We start from the raw sequence: 17,934 nt of genomic DNA, 5'->3' as shown, positions 1-17,934 counted from the left end.
CCGCGCCGGACCGACCCGCTCAGCGACGCACGGCGGGAACCGGGTCGACCGGGGCCGGTTCGGCGTCCTGGGCGGGACCGGTCTGGTCCTGCCGCACCGCGACGGCCACGCCGCGCAACGTCAGCACGGTGAGCGCCGCGGCGAGCAGCATCAGCGCTCCGGCGCCGGCGGCAGCCAGGTGCAGTCCATCGGTGAACGCGCCCACGGCGGCGTCGCGCACCGCGGCGGCTGCCGGACCGGCCAGCCCCTCGGCGACCCCCAGCCCACCGGCCAGGGTCTCCCGGGCCGAGGCCACCACGTCGACGGGCAGCCCGTCGGGCAGCCCGTCGACCAGCTCGCGCCGGTAGACGGCGCTGCCCACGCTGCCCAGCACCGCCATGCCGAGCGCCCCGCCGAGTTCGCTGCTCGACTCGGTCAGCGCCGAGGCCATCCCGGCGCGCTCCGGCGGGGCGGCACCGAGCACCAGTTCGGTGACCAGTGACATCACCACCACCAACCCGGCCGCGTAGATGCTGGCACCGAGCAGCAGGGTGAGCAGCCCGTCGTCGGCCGGTACCCGGGTGAGCACCACGAAACCGGCGGCCGCGATGACGAATCCGGCACCGATCAGCCAGGCCCGGTCGATCCGCCGCGCCAACGCGGCCGCGACCGGAGCGATCCCGCCGACCGCCACCGACGGCAGCAGGCTCCACAGGGCCGCCCGCAGCGGACTGAGCCCGAGCACCGACTGGAGGTGCTGGGTGGTGAAGATGGCGAAGCCGACCATGGCGAACATGGCCACCAGGTTGACCCCGATGGCGCCGCCGACGGCTCGACGGCACAGCAGCGCCAGGTCGACCATCGGGTACGCGAGGCGGCGCTGGCGGTGGACGAAGAGCAGGGCGACCAGCAGGCCGGCGGCGATGGCCAGCGCCGGGCCGGTCGCCCAACCGGCCCGGGCCAGTTCCTTGACGCCGTAGATCACCGGGAGCAGCGCGGCGAGGGAGAGCGCCGAGCTGAGCACGTCGAGGCGCCCGGCGTGCGGGTTGCGGAACTCCGGCACCAGCGCCGGGGCGAGCAGGAGCAGCAGGGCCATCGCCGGCAGGTTGATCAGGAAGATCGACCCCCACCAGAAGTGTTCGAGCAGGATGCCACTGAGGACGGGGCCGATGGCGATGCCGCTGGTGAGCGCGGCGGTCCAGATGGCGATGGCCGTGCCGCGCTGCTTCTCGTCGTGGAACATGTTGCGGATCAGCGCCAGCGTCGACGGCATCAGCGTCGCGCCGCCGACGCCGAGCAACGCCCGGGCCACGATCAGTGTGCCGGGGCTGTCGGCGTACGCGGCCAGTGCCGACGCCGCGCCGAACGCGACCGCGCCGAAGAGCAGCAGCCGACGCCGGCCGATCCGGTCGCCGAGCGCACCCATGGTGATGAGCAGCCCGGCCAGGACGAAGCCGTAGACGTCGAAGATCCAGAGCTGTTGGGTGCTGGTCGGACTCAGCTCCGCGCTGATGAAGGGGACGGCGAAGTAGAGCACCGACACGTCCATCGAGACCAGGAGCAGGGGCAGCATCAGCACGGTGAAGCCGATCCACTCGCGACGTCCGGCACGGGGTGTGGAAGTCATGGGAACTCCTTCTGCGTATGTCATACGCTTAATTGCGTAGACCATACGCAGAACTAGGATGGGCCGGCAAGGAGGAATCGTGGAGCCGACAAACGACGAGACCGGCCCGGCGCTGCCGCCGGTCGTAGCGGCGGCATGGGGGCTACGGGAACGCGCGCCCAAGGGGCCACGTCCCGGGCTGGCCCTGCCCGCGATCGTGGCCGCCGCCGTCGCCCTCGCCGACGCCGAAGGGCTGGCCGCCGTCTCGATGAGCCGAGTCGCCAAGGAGTTGGGCGCGGCGACCATGGCCCTCTACCGGTACGTCAGCGCCAAGGACGAGCTGCTCACCCTGATGGTCGACGCGGCATACGGCGAGCCGCCCGCCCCGGGCGGGACCGGGCCGGACTGGCGGACCGGGCTGGCCCGGTGGGCGGCGGCCGAACGTGCCGCGCTGCAACGGCACCCGTGGGTGGTCCGGGTCCCGATCAGCGGTCCACCGCTCGCCCCCGGCCAGCTCTCGTGGCTGGAGAACGGACTCCGCTGCCTCGCCGGCACCGGGCTCGGCGAGTCCGAGAAGATGTCGGTGATGCTGCTGCTCACCGGATACGTGCGGAACGACGCGCTACTCACCGCTCAGCTCCGGGAGGCCAGCGCCGCGTCGGGCCGGCGGATCGACGAGATCATGCCGGAGTACGGGCAGCTGATCGCCCGGCTGGCCGACCCGGCCCGCTTCCCGGCGCTGCACGCGGTGATCAGCGCCGGCGTGCTCGACCAGGACGACGGACCGGACGACGAATTCGTCTTCGGCCTGGACCGGCTGCTGGACGGCGTCGAAACCCTGATCCGAGCCAGGAACGCCTGACCGGACAGCGGCACCGACGGGACAGCGGCACCGGCCGGACGGCAGAGCGCCGTCGGCGGGTCGAGAATGACCGCGGCGGCGCCGATCAGGCCTCCTCCAGCAGCTCCAGCACCGCCCGCTCGGCCTTCTCGCGTGGCTCGCCCGGATCCACCGTCACCACGACGCCGTCGTGATAGAGGTCGACCACGCGGGGATCCACGTAGGACGTGCGGGCGACGGTCGGCGTGTTGCCGAGCAGCTCCGCCACCTCCCGCATCACCGCGGCCACCGCCCGCTTCCGGGCGGTCGCGGACCGGGCCGGCTCCGCCGTGCCCAGTTCGATCGCGGCCAGCACGGTGGCGTGCCAGGTGCGGAAGTCCTTCGCGGTCATCTCCCCGCCGCTGGCGTGGCGCAGGTACTCGTTGATCTCGTCGGCGCGTACGTCCCGCCAGTCACGCCCGTCCCAGTAGCCGAAGAGACGCTCGGCGAGGCGTCGACGCCGGCGCAGGTTCGTCAGCACCCGGCACAGCTCCGGGTCCTCGATGAGGCGTACCTGCTCGATCCCGCCCTTGGCGGGAAACTCGAAGAGCACGCAGCCACGCCGCGACCGGGCGTGCTCGGGGCGCAGCGTCGACACCCCGAACGTCGGGTCGTCGCCGGCCGCGTACTGGTCGTTGCCGACCCGGAACGCCCCCATGTCCAGCAGTCGTGCCACCGTGGCGAGCACCCGGTCACGGTTCAGTCCCCGGCCACCGAGGTCCCGGTCGACCCGCGCCCGCAACGCGGGCAGCCGCCGCGCCACCTCCAGCACGTGGTCGAACTTCGCCTCGTCGCGCTTCTCCCGCCAGCTCGGGTGGTAGACGTACTGCTTGCGGCCGGCGGCGTCGACGCCGATGGCCTGGATGTGCCCGTTCGGCCACGGGCAGATCCACACGTCGCGCCACGCCGGCGGTACGACCAGGGCACGCAGCCGGGCCAGCTCGTCCTGGTCCCGCACCGGCTCACCGGCCGGGTCCAGGAAGAGCCAGCCCTTGCCGCGCCGACGACGCCGGTACCCCGGCCGGCCCGGATCGCTACGTCGCAACCGCACCGGACTCCCGCACCACCCGTTCCACCTCGTCCACCACGGTCGACACCTCGTCGACCCCGAGGACCGTCAATGACGGATGGCTTCCTACCCCGTCCCAGCTGGGCCAATCCCTCTCGCCGGCCCAGATCGCCCGGTGCCGTGGCCGGTCCGGCGGCGGCCCCCAACGGGCCGGTGGCACGGGACCGAAGAGCACCACCGACGGGGTCCCGAAGGCGGTCGCCAGGTGGGCCACCCCGGTGTCGGCGCTCACCACGACCCGGGCGTACGCCACCAGCGTGGCCAGCTCACGCAGCCCCGTACGACCGGCCAGCACGGCGGCGACGGGCAGCCCGGCGGCGGCGGCCACCCGGGCGGCCAGGTCCCGTTCGTCCGGCGAGCCGGTCAGCACCACCCGGTGGCCCCGTGCGGCGAGCCTGCGCGCGAGCGCGGCGAACCGGTCGGACGGCCAGCGCTTCGCCACGATCTTCGAGCCGGGGTGCAGCACGCTCACCCCCACCGGCACGCCGGCCGCCGAGGGCCGACGCAACGCCAGGTCGGACCGGTCGGCGGGAATGCCGTACCAGGCCAGCAACCGGCACCACCGCGCCACCTCGTGCTCGGACTCGCTCCACGCGGGCCCGTCGGCGAACCCGGCCTCCGAGTTGGCGAAGCCGAGCAGCCGGCCGGGCCGGGCGGCGGCGAGCGTGCGGTGCGACTGCGGTCCCCGGCCGTGCAGGTTCACCGCCAGCTGCGGCGGCGGCCCGGTCCAGCGGGTCCGTCCCAGGCCCGGGGTGTCGACCAGCCGGTCGACGTCACCGACCAGCTCGACCAGCGGCGCCAGCCAGGCCGGCGCGGCGAGCACCAGTTCCCGGTCCGGGTGGGCGGCCCGCAGCGCGCGCAGCGCCGGGACGGCGGTGGCCAGGTCGCCGACACCGAGCGCGCGCAGCACGAGGATCACGGGTACGACGACTCCTGCTCGGCGCAGACCACCATCTCCCGTACCGCGCAGCCGGGCGGCTGGGCCAGCGCGAACATGACCGCGGCGGCGGTGTCGGCCGGATCGTTGAGCACCGCGTCCGGACCGGGACGGTACTGCTCGTCGCGCTCGTCGAAGAAGGCGGTACGCATGCCGCCCGGAATGAGCAGGGTGACGCCGACCGTGCCGGCGAGTTCGGTGGCGAGGGCGCGGGTGAAGCCGACCACCCCGAACTTCGCCGCGCAGTACGCGGTGGCGTCGCTGACCGCCTTGACGCCGAGGGTCGACGCCACGGTCACGATGGTGCCGCGGGACGCCTCCAGGTAGGGCAGCGCCGCCCGGATCACCGCGGCGGTGGCGAGCAGGTCCACGGCGACGATCCGCTCCCAGGTCTCGGCCGGCACGTCGGCCAGCCGTCCCGGCACGTCCATTCCGGCCGCGGTCACCACCGCGTCCAGGCCGCCGGACCGCTCGGCGAGCTGCCGGGTGGCCGCCTCGGCGGCCCGGGTGTCGGCCAGGTCGCACTCGACCCACGGCACCCCGTCACCGGGCGCCTGCCGGTCGATCACCAGCGGCCGGCCGCCGGAACGGGCGACCGCCGCGACGACGGCCGCACCCAGGCCGCTCGATCCGCCGGTGACCAGGACCGTCGTTCCGGTTCCGGCCGGAGCGCCCGTCATCGCGCACGCTCCACGGCCGGCACCGGCGCGGCGGCCCAGTCGCCCTCGGACGACCGGGCGGCGGCACAACACGCGCCGGCGGGCTGACCGCCGGCCCGGGCCGCGGCGATCATGTCGGTGGTGGAGCGACCGTCCAGGTACGGCACGACCACCGTGTGACCGCCCCAGCGACGCAGGATCTCCGCCTCCGGCAGGGCGGGCGCGTCCCCGGCGCCGGTGGCATAGTCGCCGCCCTTGACCCAGATGTCGGGGCGCAGCCAGGACAGCGCCGCGTGCGGCGTCGGCTCGTCGAAGATCATGACCGCGTCCACGCAGCTCAGCGCCGCCAGCAACCGGCCGCGGTCGCCCTGCGGCACGACCGGCCGGTCCGGCCCCTTCAATCCGGCCACGCTGGAATCGGAGTTCAGGCAGACCACGAGGCAGTCGCCGAGCTTCCGGGCCGCCTGCAACGTCGCGACGTGCCCGGCGTGGAGCAGGTCGAAACAGCCCCCGGTGGCGACCACCGTGCCGCCGGCCGCGCGTACCTCGGCGAGCACCGCGGCCACCTCGGCGATGCCGATCCGCTCCCCGGCCGGACCGGACACCGCGCCCGGCTCCCTCCTCGCCGGCGGCGGCAGCGCGGCCGCCACTCCCCCGGCGGCCACGTACGCGGACGCCTCGGCGACCGCCTCCTGGACGGCCTCGGACACCAGCGCACCCCGGGCCAGGGCGAGGCCGGCGGCGACCGCGAACCGGTCACCGGCCCCGCAGGTGTCTCCCTCGGCGGTGCTCGGAGCGGGCACCACCAGCGGGGTCGAGTCGGTGTGGCAGAGCAGCGCCCCGTCCCCGCCGAGAGTCACCGCGACCGCGCGGGCCCGCCACCGCCGACGCAGACCCTGCGCGGCCCGCGAGGCGGTGGCCAGCCGGGTCGCCCCGGGCAGCGCCGGAATCAGCTCACGTGCCTCGGACTCGTTCGGCGTGGCCAGTTGCACGCCGGGCACCGCGGCCGGCCCGCGCGGGTGCGGATCCCACACCACCGGCGCCCGGGTCGCGGCGAGCGCGGCACGCAGCGCCGGCTGCCGGGCCACCCCGCGGCCGTAGTCGCTGACCACGACGGCGGAGGCGTTCGCGATGACCCGCCGCACCGCGTCGGTGGGCTCACCGGGCTCGCCGGGAACACCGCCGCGGTCGTGCCGCAGCAACACCCGGCCGCCGGCCCGCAGCCGGATCTTCTCCGGGGTGGCGCCGGTCAGCGGCAGCGCGTACACCTGAACGCCGGCCGCGGTCAGCAGCGAGCTCAGCCGGGCCCCGCCGGCATCGTCGGCGAGCGCGGTCACCAGCACCACCTCGGCGCCCTGAGCGGCGGCGAAGACCGCGGCCAGGCCGGCGCCGCCGGGCCGGTCGACGTACCCGGTCTCGTCGAGCACCGGCACCGGCGAGTCCGGACAGAGCCGGCTGACCATTCCCTCGACATCCCGGTCGAGCAGGGTGTCACCGACCACCACGACAGGTCCCGTCACGCTTCCCTCCTCATCCTCGCGCCTGTACCTGTTGCCCGGCTCCGCCGTCGAGCACCACCTCCACCCCGGCGCGCACACTGCCCGGTCGGACCGACTCGTCGGCGGGTGCGCCGGCCGCGGCGGCGAGCGCGGCGGGCAGCTCCTGGTCGACGTACTCGCAGAGCACGTGGCTGGAGACCAGGTGCAACTCCTGCACCACCTGACTGTCCGGTGAGGCGACGGCGAGCGCCTCGTGACAGGCCTCGGCGAGCGGGTTCGGGGCGGGGCCGGTGAACGCCCAGCAGAGCAGGCCGGCCTCGCGGCCGGCCCGGGCGGCGGTGAGCAGGTTGCGGCTGGCGCCGCTGGTGGACAGCAGCAGGAGGATGTCGCCGGCGCGGCCGTGGGCGCGTACCTGGCGGGCGAAGACCTCGTCGTAGCCGTAGTCGTTCGCGATGGCGGTGACCGCCGAGGTCTCGGCGTGCAGGGCGATGGCGGACAGGGGCTGGCGGTCGTCGCGAAGCTTGCCCACGAGTTCGGCGGTGAGGTGCTGCGCCTCGGCGGCGCTGCCACCGTTGCCGGCCACCAGCAGCCGCCCACCGCCGGCCAGCCGGCGGGCCAGCGTCTCACCCCAGCAGGAGAGCAGCCGCTCGCACTCCCGGTACGGCAGCAGGGCTGCTGCCAGGTTCGCCAGGTGGGCGTCGAGCAGCGAGGTCGCCATCAGGCCACCACCCCGGTGGGCCGGTGCACCGCGGCCACCTCGTTGTAGACCTCCGCCAGCCGCTCGGCGGTCGCCGCCCACGAGTAGCGCAGTCGGGCTCGTTCCTGTGCGGCGGTGGCGTACGCGAAACGGCGGATCCGGTCGTCGAGCAGCCGCTGGATCGCGGTGCCCAGGGCGCGGGGGTCCCGGGCCGGGACCAGGTCACCGGTGACCCCTTCGACCACGGTGTCCTTGAGCCCGCCCACCGCCGTGCCGATCACCGGTACGCCGCAGGCCATCGCCTCCAGCGGGGTGAGCCCGAACGGCTCGTACCAGGGCGCGGCGACCAGGACGTCCGCCGACCGGTACCAGCGACCCATCTCCTCCCGGGGCACCGCGCCGACCAGACGTACCCGGTCGGCCACCCGGCAGGTGCGCGCGAGGGCCCGCAACCGCCGGGCGTACGGGTCACTCTCGAGCAGCCCGGCCGGCGGCCCGCCGACCACCACGCACTCGGCGTCGGGAACCAGCGCCATCGCCCGGACGACCGTCTGGAAGCCCTTGCGTTCCACCAGCCGGCCGACGGTCAGGATCCGGGACCGCCCGGGTTGGCGCTCGGCGGCCGGGCCGAGCGGGGCAAAGGTGCTCAGGTTCACCCCGGACGGGATCACCGTCATCCGGGACCGGGGCACGCCCATCCGGACCAGCTCACCGACCTCGTCCTGGCACTGGGCGATCACCCGGTCCACCGACCGGCCCAGCTCTCGTTCGTAGGCCACCCGCCGGGCCGGGCTGGTGTCCTGAACCCCCTGGTAGCGACGCTTCACGACGCCGAGCGCGTGGTACGTCTGCACCACCGGCACACCGGTCTGCCGACCGGCGGCGAGCGCGGCGAGCCCGCTCATCCAGAAGTGCGCGTGGATCACCTCGGGCACCCAGTCGCCGCCCCGCCACCGCTCGACCAGCCAGCGGCTGAACTCCTTCATGTGCGGCAGCAGCGCGTCCTTGGCCAGCGGCTCCGCCGGTCCGGCCGGTACGTGCACGACGTCGTACCCGTCGGGGCCGCGTACCGTCACCGGCAGGTCCACGGCGTCGCGGCGGGTGTACACCCGCAGGTCGTGCCCGGCGGCCGCGAGCGCGGCGGAGAGCTCCGCGACATGCGTGTTCTGGCCGCCGGCGTCCTCCCCGCCGAGGATGGCGAGCGGGCTGGCGTGCTCCGAGATCATCGCGATGCGCATACTTCCTCCTCCAGCAGCCGGTCCCAGTCGGCGAGGAAACGGTCGAGGCCGTACCGGTCGCGGGCGGTGGCCCGGGCCACCGAGCCCGCCTGCCGCGCGAGCGCCGGCTCGGTCATGAACCGGCGGGTGGCCTCCAGCAGGGTGTCGACGCGGGTGTCGAGAGCGCCCGCACCCGGCGGTACGGCCATCACCGCCTCGGTGGTGGCGAGCGCGACGACCGGCATGCCGATCGCCATCGCCTCGATGAGGCTCAGCCCGAGCGAGGTCCACCGGCACAGATGCAGGTACGCGCGCCGCCGGGCCAGTTCCTCGTGCATGCGGGACTGCGGCACGTCGTCGTGGCTGGTCACCCGGTCGGGCGGCAGCCCGAGGTGCTCGGCCAGCCCGGTCACCTTCATGCCGAAGACGTCCAGCGGGGCGATCTCGGCGAACCGGGGAAGCAGGTCGGTGCCGGTCACCCGCCAGCGGCGTACCGGCTCGTTGATCACGACGGCGAGTCGGTCGAGTTCGCCGGTGTACTCCACCGTCGGCGGCACGATGCCGTGGTCGATCACGGTCGTGCGGGTTCCGCCGGTGTCCCAGAAGAGCTGGTTGAACGCCGTGACGTGCGCGACGAGCAGGTCGTCGCGGTCGGCCATGGGGTGCCGGCTGTGCGGGACGTCGCCGTCCTTGGGGGTGTTGTGCTCGACGTAGACGACGGGCACGTCGCGGCCGGGGCGGCGGCCCAGCCACTGTTCGGCGAGGTCGAACTCCTCGGGGCGTTGCAGGATGACCACGTCCACGTCGGCGTCGGGGAGGTCGTCGGGGCTGACCTCGACCGCGGCGTCCGGCCAGGGATAGGTGCGGGCACGGCCGAGACCGTAGGGGCCACGGTCCGGAGTGGCCGGGACGAGGTAGCGGTGCCGGCCGTGCACGAACGCGGTGGTCCAGGAGCCGTGCACGTGCCAGAGCAGGATGTTCATCAGCTGCTCCCGCCCCGGGCGGTCACCGCCGCGCCGGCCGCGTACGGTCCGGCCGTCACGGTCGGACCCGCCGTCGTGGCCCGGGCCGCGGTCGTGGTCGGGCCGGCCGTCGTGGTCCGGGCGCCGTCCGCGGGTACGTCGAGCAGGCGCAACGCCGTGAGCACCTCGGCCGGTTCGACCGCGGACAGGCAGGGGTGCCCGGGGACGGGACAGGTGGCGGCGCGGGTGTCCCGGCAGGCGGCCGTCGCGTCGCCGAGCCGGACGGTGGGCACCCGGTACGGTCCCCACTGTCCGAACGGGACGGTGGGGGCGAAGAGACTGACCACCGGCACCCCGCACGCCGCCGCCACGTGTGCCGGACCGGTGTTGCCGACGACCACCGCCGCCGCGTTCGCGATCACCCCGGCCAGCTCCGCGAGCCCGGTGCGACCGCCGATATCGAGTCCGGCGGTTCCGGCCACCGTCGCGGTCAGCTCCCGTTCCTGCGGCGTGCCGGTCACCACCAGCCGGTACCCGGCGTCGGTCAGCGTCCGTCCGAGCCGGACGGCCACGTCGGGCGGGCAGGCCCGGCTGGGCACCGACGAGCCGGGGTGCAGCACGACGTAGCCCGGCGGGCCGAGCCACGCCGGGGGTGGCGGCACCGCACCGGTACGCAGCCGGAGCACCGGCTGGTCGCCGTCCGGCAGGCCGTAGCCGGCCGCGGCGGCGAGGGAGAGGGCACGTTCGGCCTCGGGTACGCCGGCCGGGACGCGGTGCCGCAGGTCGAGCAGGCTTCCGGGATAGTCCTCGCTGATCGCGGCGACGCGCGGCACGCCGGCCATGCGCAACAGCAGCGCCAGCGGCAGCGGCGACTGGTGGAACGAGGTGAAGATGACCGCCTCGTCGGCGTCCACGGCGGCCAGACGTGCGGTCAGGGTGTGCATGTCGTGCGGGTCGATCGTCCCGGGGGCGGGATCGATCCAGGGCAACCGGTGCTCCACGACCTCGTCGACGCCGGGCAGCAGGTCGGCGGCGGCCCGCCCGCGCGGGCCGCACAGCATCACCACCCGGTGGGCGCCGGCCGCGACGGCCCGGATCGCCGGCCCGGTGACCAGAACGTCGCCCGCCGAGTCGGCCCGCACCACCAGGACCGTCCCGCGCCGGCCCGTCGGCGCGGGACGCGCGTCGGCAGGCGTCCACCCCACCACGGCCGGCCGCTCCGGTCGGACAGCGTTCGCGCCACCGGACCCGCGCTCCGGCCGGCTGCCGCTCCTGCCGGCGGACGTCGGCCAGGGCGCGGTGCCGGGCGTCACGGCGGCCTGCCGGCGCAGGATCTCGTCGACGGCCGCTGGCAGGTCGGTCGCCACCCACGGTGCGGCGGCGATCTCCTCTGGTCGGGTCACCGGCGTCGGCACCAGCACCCCGGCGGCGCCCGCCGCCAGCGCCGCTGTCACATCGCGGCCGATGTCACCCACCATGACGCACCGGCCCGGCACCGTCCCCAGGTCCCGAGCCGCAGCCCGCACCAATCCCGGCGCGGGTTTACGGCATCCGCACGCGTGCTCGTCGTCGTGCGGGCACACCCGCCAGGTGTCGAAGGGTCCCAGCAGCATCTCGACCCGGGTGTGCACCGCCGCCATCTGCGCTGGGGTGAACAAGCCCCGCGCGAGGCCCGACTGGTTCGTCACCACACCCAGCCGCAGGCCGGCGGCGCGCAGTCGATCCAGCGCCGCCCGGGCCCCCGCGACGGGCCGCACCTTCTCCGGATCACCGTTGTACGGCACGTCCTCCACCAGGGTGCCGTCCCGGTCGAACAACACGGCGTCGAACAGGACCGGCCCGGACGCGCCCCGGTCAGCACCGGCATAAACCTCGGCTGACCTGCGCTGATCCGGCTCCACCTGGTCCTGTCGCACGGGCGGCGGGTTCCCTGCGCCCCGGGGAGTAAACGTCAGCCTCGACGCGGCGGCAGCACACGCGTCCCACGAGCCACCCTGCGGCGCCCGCGCTCGCCTTACCCGTCGCCCCGGAGAAGCTAACCCGTGGCGACCGTTAGCCGCGGCCGGAGCGGGGGTATGAGGGACCAGTGGCGATTGTGGAGAAAGTGATCGACGCATCCCCGGAGCGGGTCTTCGACGTGCTCGCCGACGGATGGACGTACAGCGACTGGGTCGTCGGCACCACGCACGTCCGTGACGTGGACGACAACTGGCCGCAGGTGGGCAGCAGCCTGCACCACCGGGCCGGGCCGTGGCCCTTCTCCCTGGAGGACTCCTCCACCGTGCTGCTCAGCGAACCGCCGCGCAAACTGGTCCTGCGCGCCGGGCTCTGGCCGGCCGGCGAGGCGATCGTCACCTTCACCCTCGATCCCGTCGGCGCGGGCGCCACCCGGGTGCGGATCGGAGAGGACTTCGCGGCCGGTCCGCTGCGCTGGGTCCGGAACAAGCTCAACGACCTGGTGCTGCACCTGCGCAACGAGGAGACGCTGAAGCGGCTCTCCGACATCGCCACCCGGCACGAGGACGTCCGGCGCTGACGCTGAGCCGCCCGGACGATCACCGTGATGGATCGTTCGTGAGAGCGGAGGAGCCGGCGCGCGCAACCCCCGATCGGGGAGCCTTTACGACACCGATACGGCAAGTAGCTACCCTCTCAAGGAATCCCTGTCGGCAAACCGAGGATGTCCGTCATGATCGAACCCGTGCAGCTGCCCGCTCCGTGGCGCGACGCACGACTGACCGTCGTGGTACCCACCTACAACGAGGCGGGGAACCTCCCGGTGCTGGTCGAGCGGCTCCTCGCGCTGCCGCTGCCGGGCCTGCGCATCCTCATCGCGGACGACAACTCCCCGGACGGCACCGGCGAGGTGGCGGACAAGCTCGCCATCGAGCACCCCGACCGCATCGAGGTGGTGCACCGGCCGGGCAAGGAGGGCCTCGGACGGGCGTACGTGGACGGGATCGGTCGTGCCCTCGACGGGGGCGCGGAGTACGTGGCGCAGATGGACGCGGACCTGTCGCATCCGCCGGAGGCGCTGCCCGGCATGCTCGGCGCGCTCCTGTCGACGCAGGCCGGCGTGGTGATCGGCTCACGGTACGTGCCCGGTGGCGAGCTGGACGAGAACTGGCCGCTGTACCGCCGCGCGCTCAGCGGCTGGGCGAACCTGTACGTACACACCCTGTTGCGGGTGCGGATCCGTGATCTCACGGCCGGCTTCAAGATCTGGCGTGCGGACGCGCTGCACGACATCGGTCTCGAGCGGGTGCAGTCCAACGGCTACAGCTTCCAGGTGGAGATGCACTACCTCGCCACCAAGCTCGGTCACACGATCCTCGAGGTGCCGATCCGCTTCGAGGAGCGCCGGGAGGGCGCCTCGAAGATGACCACCGCCACCAAGATCGAAAGCGCGCTGATGCCTTTCAAGCTGCGCAGCAAGCACCGCAACGTCGTGCGCTGACGCCGCTTCGCAGCATCGGCCACCGTCGCCGGCGTGGCTCTCCCCCACGTCGGCGACGGGGCTGTCCTGGCTGCCGCAAGGTGGCGTCGGCGGGCAGCGAAATGGGCTACCCTTGGGCACCGGTGCGGTCACGTTCCGTGACGCGAGCACCGGATCACGGCCGTGGGCGGCCGATCAGCTGTAGATCACGCGTTGGGCCGTGCCGATGGCGGAGGCGTACAGGGCGCCGGTGAGGGCGCGGTCGCGCGCCAGGGCGGCCCGTGCGGCGTTCGCCCCGGGAGCGCCGTGCACCCCGCCGCCGGGGTGCGCCGACGCGCTGGCCAGGAACAACCGGTCCACCGGGGTGTCCGCGCGGCCCAGGCCGGGGATCGGGCGCAGGAACAGCTGCTGGTACGCGGCCGACGTACCGCCGCCCACCGCCCCACCGACCAGGTTCGCGTCGCTCTTCTCCAGGTCGACCGGGCCGGCCACGTGCCGGCCCACGATCAAGCTCCGGAAACCGGGCGCGGCCTCCTCCAGCATCTGCTCCATCCGCTCGACGTGCCCGGTGATCTCCTCCGCCCGCCAGTTCCGGCGGAACGGCAGGTGGGTGTACGACCACACCGACTCGGTGCCCGGCGGCGAGTGGCTGGGATCAGCCACGCTCATCTGACCGACCAGCAGGAAGGGACGCCGCGGCAACTCCCTGCGGGCCAGCTCCGCGGAGTAGCTGGTCAGGCCGTCCAGGTCCGCTCCCAGATGCACGGTGCCGGCGGTGGCCACCGCCGGGTTGGTCCACGGCAACGGTGCGGAGAGCGCCCAGTCCACCTTCAGGGTGGAGCCGTCCCAGCGGAAGTGTGACAGGTCCTCCACCAGCCGGGGCGGCAGCGCCGCCGCGCCGACCAGGTCGAGGTAGAGCGCCGGGGCGGGCACGTCGGCGAGCACCGCACGCCGGGCCCGCCACAGCGCGCCGCCGGCCGTACGCACCCCCATCGCCCGGCCACGCGCGGTCAGCACCCGGTCCACGCGTGCGCCGTAGAGGATCCGCCCGCCACGGTCGGTCAACCGGGCCACCAGCGCATCGGTGATCTTCTGCGAGCCGCCCTCGGGGACCGGCCAGCCGACCTGCTGGCCGAGCATGGCGAGCAGCCAGCCGTACACCCCGGAGCCGGCCTCCTCCGGCGACAGGTCGGTGTGCAGCGAACAGCCCGCCAGCAGCGCCCGCCCACCGGATCCGTCGAACAACTCGTCGGTGAGCTTGCGGATCGGCACGACCAGACGTCGGGCCAGCCGCAGCGCGCCGGAGACCCGCATCTGGCGGAGCAGGGCCAGCCCCCCGCGCACCGGAGGGAACGGGGTCGTGATCGTCTCCAGCATCGGCTCGGCGACATCGATCCAGTCGCCGTATGCGGTCAACCACTTCGCGCCGTCGCCGGGCGCGAACGCGTCCAGCGAGGCAGCGGTGACGGCCGGGTCCCGGTTGAGCACCGCGGCCCGGCCGTCGGGCAGCAGATGCGCCAGCACGTCCGGTGCGTGCCGCCAGGTGAGGCCGTACCGGTCCAGGTCCAGGCGGCGCATCACCGGCGACGCGTACCCGAGGGGATAGAACGAGCTGTAGAGGTCGCTGAGGTAGCCGGGCGCCGTCACCTCGCCCGAACGGACCGCCCCACCCGGCGTGCCGTTCGCCTCCAGCACAACCACCTCCCAGCCGGCGTCCGCCAGGATGTTGGCGGCCACGAGGCCGTTGTGGCCGGCCCCGACGACGACTGCGTCCGCGCTCTCGGCCCCGGTGGGAATCATCGGATCCGCCTACCCCGCCCGCAACCGGGCGAAACGCGTTTGCCTCGCCGGGGCCGGGGCATCCAGCGCCGCATGTACACGGTTGCGCAGCTGATAGGTGGGGTCTGGGGTGCCGGCGGCGAGGAGGGCGAACTGGTCGTACACGACCCGGCCGACGGCTCGCCGGTCAGCTCGGCGCCGGTGGCGACGGCGGACGTGGTCGGCAAGGCGGTGGGCGCGGCCCGTGAGATCGAGTCGGAGTGGGCGTCGACCCCACCGGCGGAACGGGCAGCGGCGTTGCACCGGGCGGCGGACGCCGTCGAGGCGATCACCGACGATCTCGCGGCGGCGGTCACCGCCGAGATGGGCAAGCCGTTGGCGGACGCGCGCGGCGGCGTCGAGGCGGGAATCGGCACGCTGCGACAGTACGCCGAGCTCGCGCCGGTGCGCGGCGGACGTACCCTCCACGGCGGCCAGCACGCGATCGACTTCATGATGCCGCAGCCGCACGGTGTGGTCGCCGCGATCACCCCGTGGAACGATCCGGTGGCGGTCTCCTGCGGACTGCTCGGCGCGGCGCTGGTCACCGGCAACGTGGTGCTCTACAAGCCGAGCGAGCGTACGCCGGCCACCGGCTGGTTGCTGGCGAAGGCTCTGGACGAGGCGCTGCCCGCGGGGGTCCTCTCACTGCTCACCGGCGGTGCGGAGACCGGGGCGGCGCTCGCCGCGCAACCGGTGGACGTGGTGGCGCACGTCGGCTCCACCGCGACCGGTCGGGCGATCGCCGCGGCCGCCGCCCGCACCGGCGCCAAGGTGCTGCTGGAGAACGGCGGCAGCGATCCGTTGATCGTGGACGCCGGGGTCGACCCGGTGTGGGCGGCCCGGGAGGCCGCGCTCGGATCGTTCGCCAACGCCGGCCAGATCTGCGTCGCGGTCGAGCGGATCTACGCCCATCGGGACGTGGCCGAGGACTTCGTGGCCGCGCTCGTCGACCGCGCCGCAGGGTTGCGGATGGGACCGGGGCGGGATCCGGCCACCGAACTCGGCCCGCTGGTGGACCGGCGGCACCGCGACCACGTGCACGGGCAGGTCACCGCGGCGGTGGCCCAGGGCGCGCGGGTCCTGACCGGCGGCACACTGCCCGACGGGCCGGCAGCGTTCTACCCGGCCACCGTGGTCACCGACTGCCGCCACGACATGCCGCTGGTGCGGGAGGAGACGTTCGGGCCGGTCGCCCCGGTCGTGGTGGTCGACTCGTTCAGCGAGGCGCTGCGTTGCGCGGCCGACTCGCCGTACGGGCTGGCCGCGACGGTGCTCACCGGATCGATGAGCCACGCCCACCGGGCCTGGCGCGAGCTGCCCGTCGGGACCGTGAAGGTCAACTCGGTCTTCGGCGGCGCACCCGGCGGCGCCGCGCATCCGCGCCGGGCCAGCGGCCAGGGATTCGGGTACGGGCCGGAACTCCTCGACGAGTTCAGTGTCATGAAGGCCGTGCACATCGAGGCGCCGGGCGGCGGCCACTGGTGACGTACGCGCGAAGGTGGCCGTCCCGATCGGACGGCCACCCCGCACACCTGGCTGATCAGCGGCCCCGAGCCTTGGCCGTCTTCTGGTTGTTGGCCTTCTGGATCGCCTTGACCAGCTCCGGCTTGTTCATCCGCGACCGGCCCGGCACGTCCAGCCTGCGGGCGACCGTCATCAGGTGGTCCTTGGTCGCGTTCGCGTCCACGCCGCCTGCGGTGGGCGCGCGGCGCTCGGGACCACCGCCGGCCGCCTGTCGGTCGCTCGGACCCTTGCGGCCCTTCGACTCCCAGTGATCGCCTACCTTCTCGAACTCGTTCTTCACCGCGGCGTAGGCGGTTCGGTGCGCCCGCTCCCCCTCGCCGTACGTCTCCGCCGCCGAGTCGTGCGTCTTCTCCCAGGTGCGCTGGGCCTTCGCCGGGGAGCGTCGCAGTGTGCTGGGCAGTACCTCGCGCCCGGGCATCTCGTCCTCCTCCGCGTCGATGGGTCGACTTGTTCTGCATTTGACCGTTCCCCCCGAGCCGGTCGCGCAAACCGCCGCCCACCAGCGGGAGCGGCGCCGTTTGCCGACATTCGGACCCGGGTACCGGAGCGCGTGCGGAAAGGCGGAATGGCGCCGCTCCGTACCGGATCCAGCAGCAAGGGGCCGTCCCGGACGCCTCGGGCAGGGAGCGGGACATGACGACGACGGAGCACGGCGCCCCGACCGCGGCGGGATCCGGGTCGCGCCTACCCCGGCGGGTACGGCAGCTGAGCCGGCGGACCTGGTACGGCGTGCTGGTCCGCAGCGTGCGGAACTTCGTACGGGACAACTGCTCCGACTGGGCCGCCGCCCTCACCTACTACGGCGTGCTGGCGCTGTTCCCGTCCGCCATCGTGGTGGTCGCCCTCGTCGGCCTGGTGTCCGACGGTGAACGGACCGTGGACACCGTGCTGGAGCTGGCCCGCCAGGTGGGTGCCGGCTCGGTGGTGGCGAACGAGGGCTTCGTCGGCGTGGTCCGGACGGTGGTCGAGCAGGAGAGTTCGGCGAAGGCGTTGCTGAGCTTCGGTCTGCTCGGCGCGCTGTGGTCCGCGTCCGGGTTCATCGGCGCCTTCACCCGCGCCTCGAACGCGATCTACGGGGTGCCGGAGGGACGGCCGTTCTGGAAGCTGCGCCCGTTGCAGATCGGGCTGGCGGCGATCTCGCTGGTGCTGCTCGCGGCGGTGGCCACGGGGCTCGTCGTCAGCGGCCCGGTCGCCGACGGCGTCGGTGACCTGATCGGCGCGGGCGGACTGGCTCGGACGGTGTGGAGCGTGGGCCGGTGGCCGGTGCTCGCCCTCATCATGATGGCGCTGCTGTCGCTGCTGTTCTGGATCGCGCCGAACGTGCGGCAGCCCCGGTTCCGCTGGCTCACCCCCGGTGGTGCGGTGGCGTTGGCGGCCTGGGCCATGGCCTCCTTCGGCTTCGGCCTGTACGTGGCGAACTTCGGCTCGTACGACGCCACGTACGGCAGCCTCGGCGCGGTCATCGCCTTCCTGGTCTGGCTCTACCTGTCGAACTCGGCGCTGATGCTCGGCGTGCAGATCAACGCCGAGTTGCAGCGTGGCCGGCGGATGCAGGCCGGCGAGGAGGCGCCCGAGGAACCGGTGCTGCCGCCCAAGGCACCGGTCGGTTCGTGACCGCTTGCCGGTTTGACGCCGGTGCCGTCGGGTA

The 17,934-nt window shown here is 74.0% G+C and carries 15 protein-coding genes and 1 pseudogene; 5 read left to right on the top strand and 11 right to left on the bottom strand.

All coding sequences use genetic code 11. The features are described 5' to 3' along the window. Positions 1-19: 19 nt before the first annotated feature. Positions 20-1,606, bottom strand: a complete 1,587-nt coding sequence (locus ABZS42_RS17005) for an MFS transporter (protein ID WP_355146197.1) — start codon at positions 1,604-1,606, stop codon at positions 20-22. A 79-nt stretch (positions 1,607-1,685) separates the two neighbouring features. Here ABZS42_RS17005 and ABZS42_RS17000 point away from each other — a divergent pair, with 79 nt between their 5' ends. Beyond that, a complete protein-coding gene (locus tag ABZS42_RS17000) occupies positions 1,686-2,447 on the top strand; it encodes a TetR/AcrR family transcriptional regulator (RefSeq protein WP_355146195.1) in 762 nt (253 codons plus the stop codon). An 85-nt stretch (positions 2,448-2,532) separates the two neighbouring features. Here ABZS42_RS17000 and ABZS42_RS16995 read toward each other — a convergent pair whose 3' ends face one another. The 8 genes and pseudogenes from ABZS42_RS16995 to ABZS42_RS16960 all read right to left on the bottom strand — a co-directional run. Continuing rightward, positions 2,533-3,516, bottom strand: coding sequence for a DNA topoisomerase IB (locus ABZS42_RS16995; RefSeq protein ID WP_355146193.1), 984 nt, complete (start codon positions 3,514-3,516; stop codon positions 2,533-2,535). Next, entirely contained in the window at positions 3,500-4,453 is a 954-nt protein-coding gene (locus ABZS42_RS16990) for a glycosyltransferase family 9 protein (protein ID WP_355146191.1), read from the bottom strand. Before ABZS42_RS16990 ends, ABZS42_RS16995 begins: the two co-directional genes overlap by 17 nt. Continuing rightward, positions 4,450-5,151, bottom strand: a complete 702-nt coding sequence (locus ABZS42_RS16985; protein WP_355146189.1) for an SDR family oxidoreductase — start codon at positions 5,149-5,151, stop codon at positions 4,450-4,452. The genes ABZS42_RS16990 and ABZS42_RS16985 overlap by 4 nt, the downstream gene beginning before the upstream one ends. Next, positions 5,148-6,650, bottom strand: a complete 1,503-nt coding sequence (locus ABZS42_RS16980; RefSeq protein WP_355146187.1) for a PfkB family carbohydrate kinase — start codon at positions 6,648-6,650, stop codon at positions 5,148-5,150. Before ABZS42_RS16980 ends, ABZS42_RS16985 begins: the two co-directional genes overlap by 4 nt. Positions 6,651-6,660: 10 nt before the next feature. Continuing rightward, entirely contained in the window at positions 6,661-7,347 is a 687-nt protein-coding gene (locus ABZS42_RS16975; protein ID WP_355146185.1) for an SIS domain-containing protein, read from the bottom strand. Then, positions 7,347-8,564 (bottom strand): glycosyltransferase, encoded by a 1,218-nt coding sequence (locus ABZS42_RS16970; RefSeq protein WP_355146183.1) that lies wholly within the window; start codon positions 8,562-8,564, stop codon positions 7,347-7,349. The genes ABZS42_RS16975 and ABZS42_RS16970 overlap by 1 nt, the downstream gene beginning before the upstream one ends. Beyond that, positions 8,549-9,526 (bottom strand): glycosyltransferase, encoded by a 978-nt coding sequence (locus ABZS42_RS16965; protein ID WP_355146181.1) that lies wholly within the window; start codon positions 9,524-9,526, stop codon positions 8,549-8,551. The genes ABZS42_RS16970 and ABZS42_RS16965 overlap by 16 nt, the downstream gene beginning before the upstream one ends. Before the next feature lie 131 nt (positions 9,527-9,657). Then, positions 9,658-11,325 (bottom strand): annotated as a pseudogene (locus tag ABZS42_RS16960) (HAD-IIIA family hydrolase); the annotation flags it as partial. A 284-nt stretch (positions 11,326-11,609) separates the two neighbouring features. Between ABZS42_RS16960 and ABZS42_RS16955 the strand changes: the two are divergent. Next, positions 11,610-12,041: an SRPBCC family protein gene (locus ABZS42_RS16955; RefSeq protein WP_355146179.1), complete on the top strand. Its 432-nt coding sequence runs from the start codon at positions 11,610-11,612 to the stop codon at positions 12,039-12,041. Positions 12,042-12,194: 153 nt separating this feature from the next. After that, positions 12,195-12,962 (top strand): polyprenol monophosphomannose synthase, encoded by a 768-nt coding sequence (locus ABZS42_RS16950; RefSeq protein ID WP_355146177.1) that lies wholly within the window; start codon positions 12,195-12,197, stop codon positions 12,960-12,962. A gap of 174 nt (positions 12,963-13,136) precedes the next feature. Here ABZS42_RS16950 and ABZS42_RS16945 read toward each other — a convergent pair whose 3' ends face one another. Next, positions 13,137-14,741 (bottom strand): NAD(P)/FAD-dependent oxidoreductase, encoded by a 1,605-nt coding sequence (locus ABZS42_RS16945; RefSeq protein ID WP_355146175.1) that lies wholly within the window; start codon positions 14,739-14,741, stop codon positions 13,137-13,139. Positions 14,742-14,813: 72 nt separating this feature from the next. On the opposite strand from ABZS42_RS16945, the gene ABZS42_RS16940 reads away from it, so the two are divergent. Next, positions 14,814-16,247 carry an aldehyde dehydrogenase family protein gene (locus ABZS42_RS16940; protein ID WP_355146174.1) on the top strand — a complete coding sequence of 478 codons (1,434 nt, stop codon included), beginning with the start codon at positions 14,814-14,816 and terminating at the stop codon, positions 16,245-16,247. A gap of 55 nt (positions 16,248-16,302) precedes the next feature. Here the strand turns inward: ABZS42_RS16940 and ABZS42_RS16935 are convergent, their stop codons facing one another. Continuing rightward, on the bottom strand, positions 16,303-16,704 hold the full coding sequence (locus ABZS42_RS16935) for a ChaB family protein (RefSeq protein ID WP_355146172.1): 402 nt from the start codon (positions 16,702-16,704) through the stop codon (positions 16,303-16,305). A gap of 215 nt (positions 16,705-16,919) precedes the next feature. Between ABZS42_RS16935 and ABZS42_RS16930 the strand changes: the two genes are divergently transcribed. After that, positions 16,920-17,900: a YihY/virulence factor BrkB family protein gene (locus ABZS42_RS16930; protein WP_355146170.1), complete on the top strand. Its 981-nt coding sequence runs from the start codon at positions 16,920-16,922 to the stop codon at positions 17,898-17,900. Positions 17,901-17,934: the final 34 nt, after the last annotated feature.

This window comes from Micromonospora sp. NPDC005367 (assembly GCF_040606825.1).
GTDB lineage: Bacteria > Actinomycetota > Actinomycetes > Mycobacteriales > Micromonosporaceae > Micromonospora.
The sequence above is the reverse complement of the archived record's forward strand: the minus strand, read 5'-3'. Positions and strand labels throughout refer to the sequence as shown.

Bases quoted from the DNA above. Each gene is read 5' to 3' on its own strand.
- ABZS42_RS17005 (WP_355146197.1), bottom strand. From the start codon at position 1,606: ATGACTTCCACACCCCGTGCCGGACGTCGCGAGTGGATCGGCTTCACC.
- ABZS42_RS16985 (WP_355146189.1), bottom strand. From the start codon at position 5,151: ATGACGGGCGCTCCGGCCGGAACCGGAACGACGGTCCTGGTCACCGGC.
- ABZS42_RS16975 (WP_355146185.1), bottom strand. From the start codon at position 7,347: ATGGCGACCTCGCTGCTCGACGCCCACCTGGCGAACCTGGCAGCAGCC.
- ABZS42_RS16970 (WP_355146183.1), bottom strand. From the start codon at position 8,564: ATGCGCATCGCGATGATCTCGGAGCACGCCAGCCCGCTCGCCATCCTC.
- ABZS42_RS16965 (WP_355146181.1), bottom strand. From the start codon at position 9,526: ATGAACATCCTGCTCTGGCACGTGCACGGCTCCTGGACCACCGCGTTC.
- ABZS42_RS16950 (WP_355146177.1), top strand. From the start codon at position 12,195: ATGATCGAACCCGTGCAGCTGCCCGCTCCGTGGCGCGACGCACGACTG.
- ABZS42_RS16945 (WP_355146175.1), bottom strand. From the start codon at position 14,741: ATGATTCCCACCGGGGCCGAGAGCGCGGACGCAGTCGTCGTCGGGGCC.
- ABZS42_RS16940 (WP_355146174.1), top strand. From the start codon at position 14,814: ATGTACACGGTTGCGCAGCTGATAGGTGGGGTCTGGGGTGCCGGCGGC.
- ABZS42_RS16935 (WP_355146172.1), bottom strand. From the start codon at position 16,704: ATGCCCGGGCGCGAGGTACTGCCCAGCACACTGCGACGCTCCCCGGCG.
- ABZS42_RS16930 (WP_355146170.1), top strand. From the start codon at position 16,920: ATGACGACGACGGAGCACGGCGCCCCGACCGCGGCGGGATCCGGGTCG.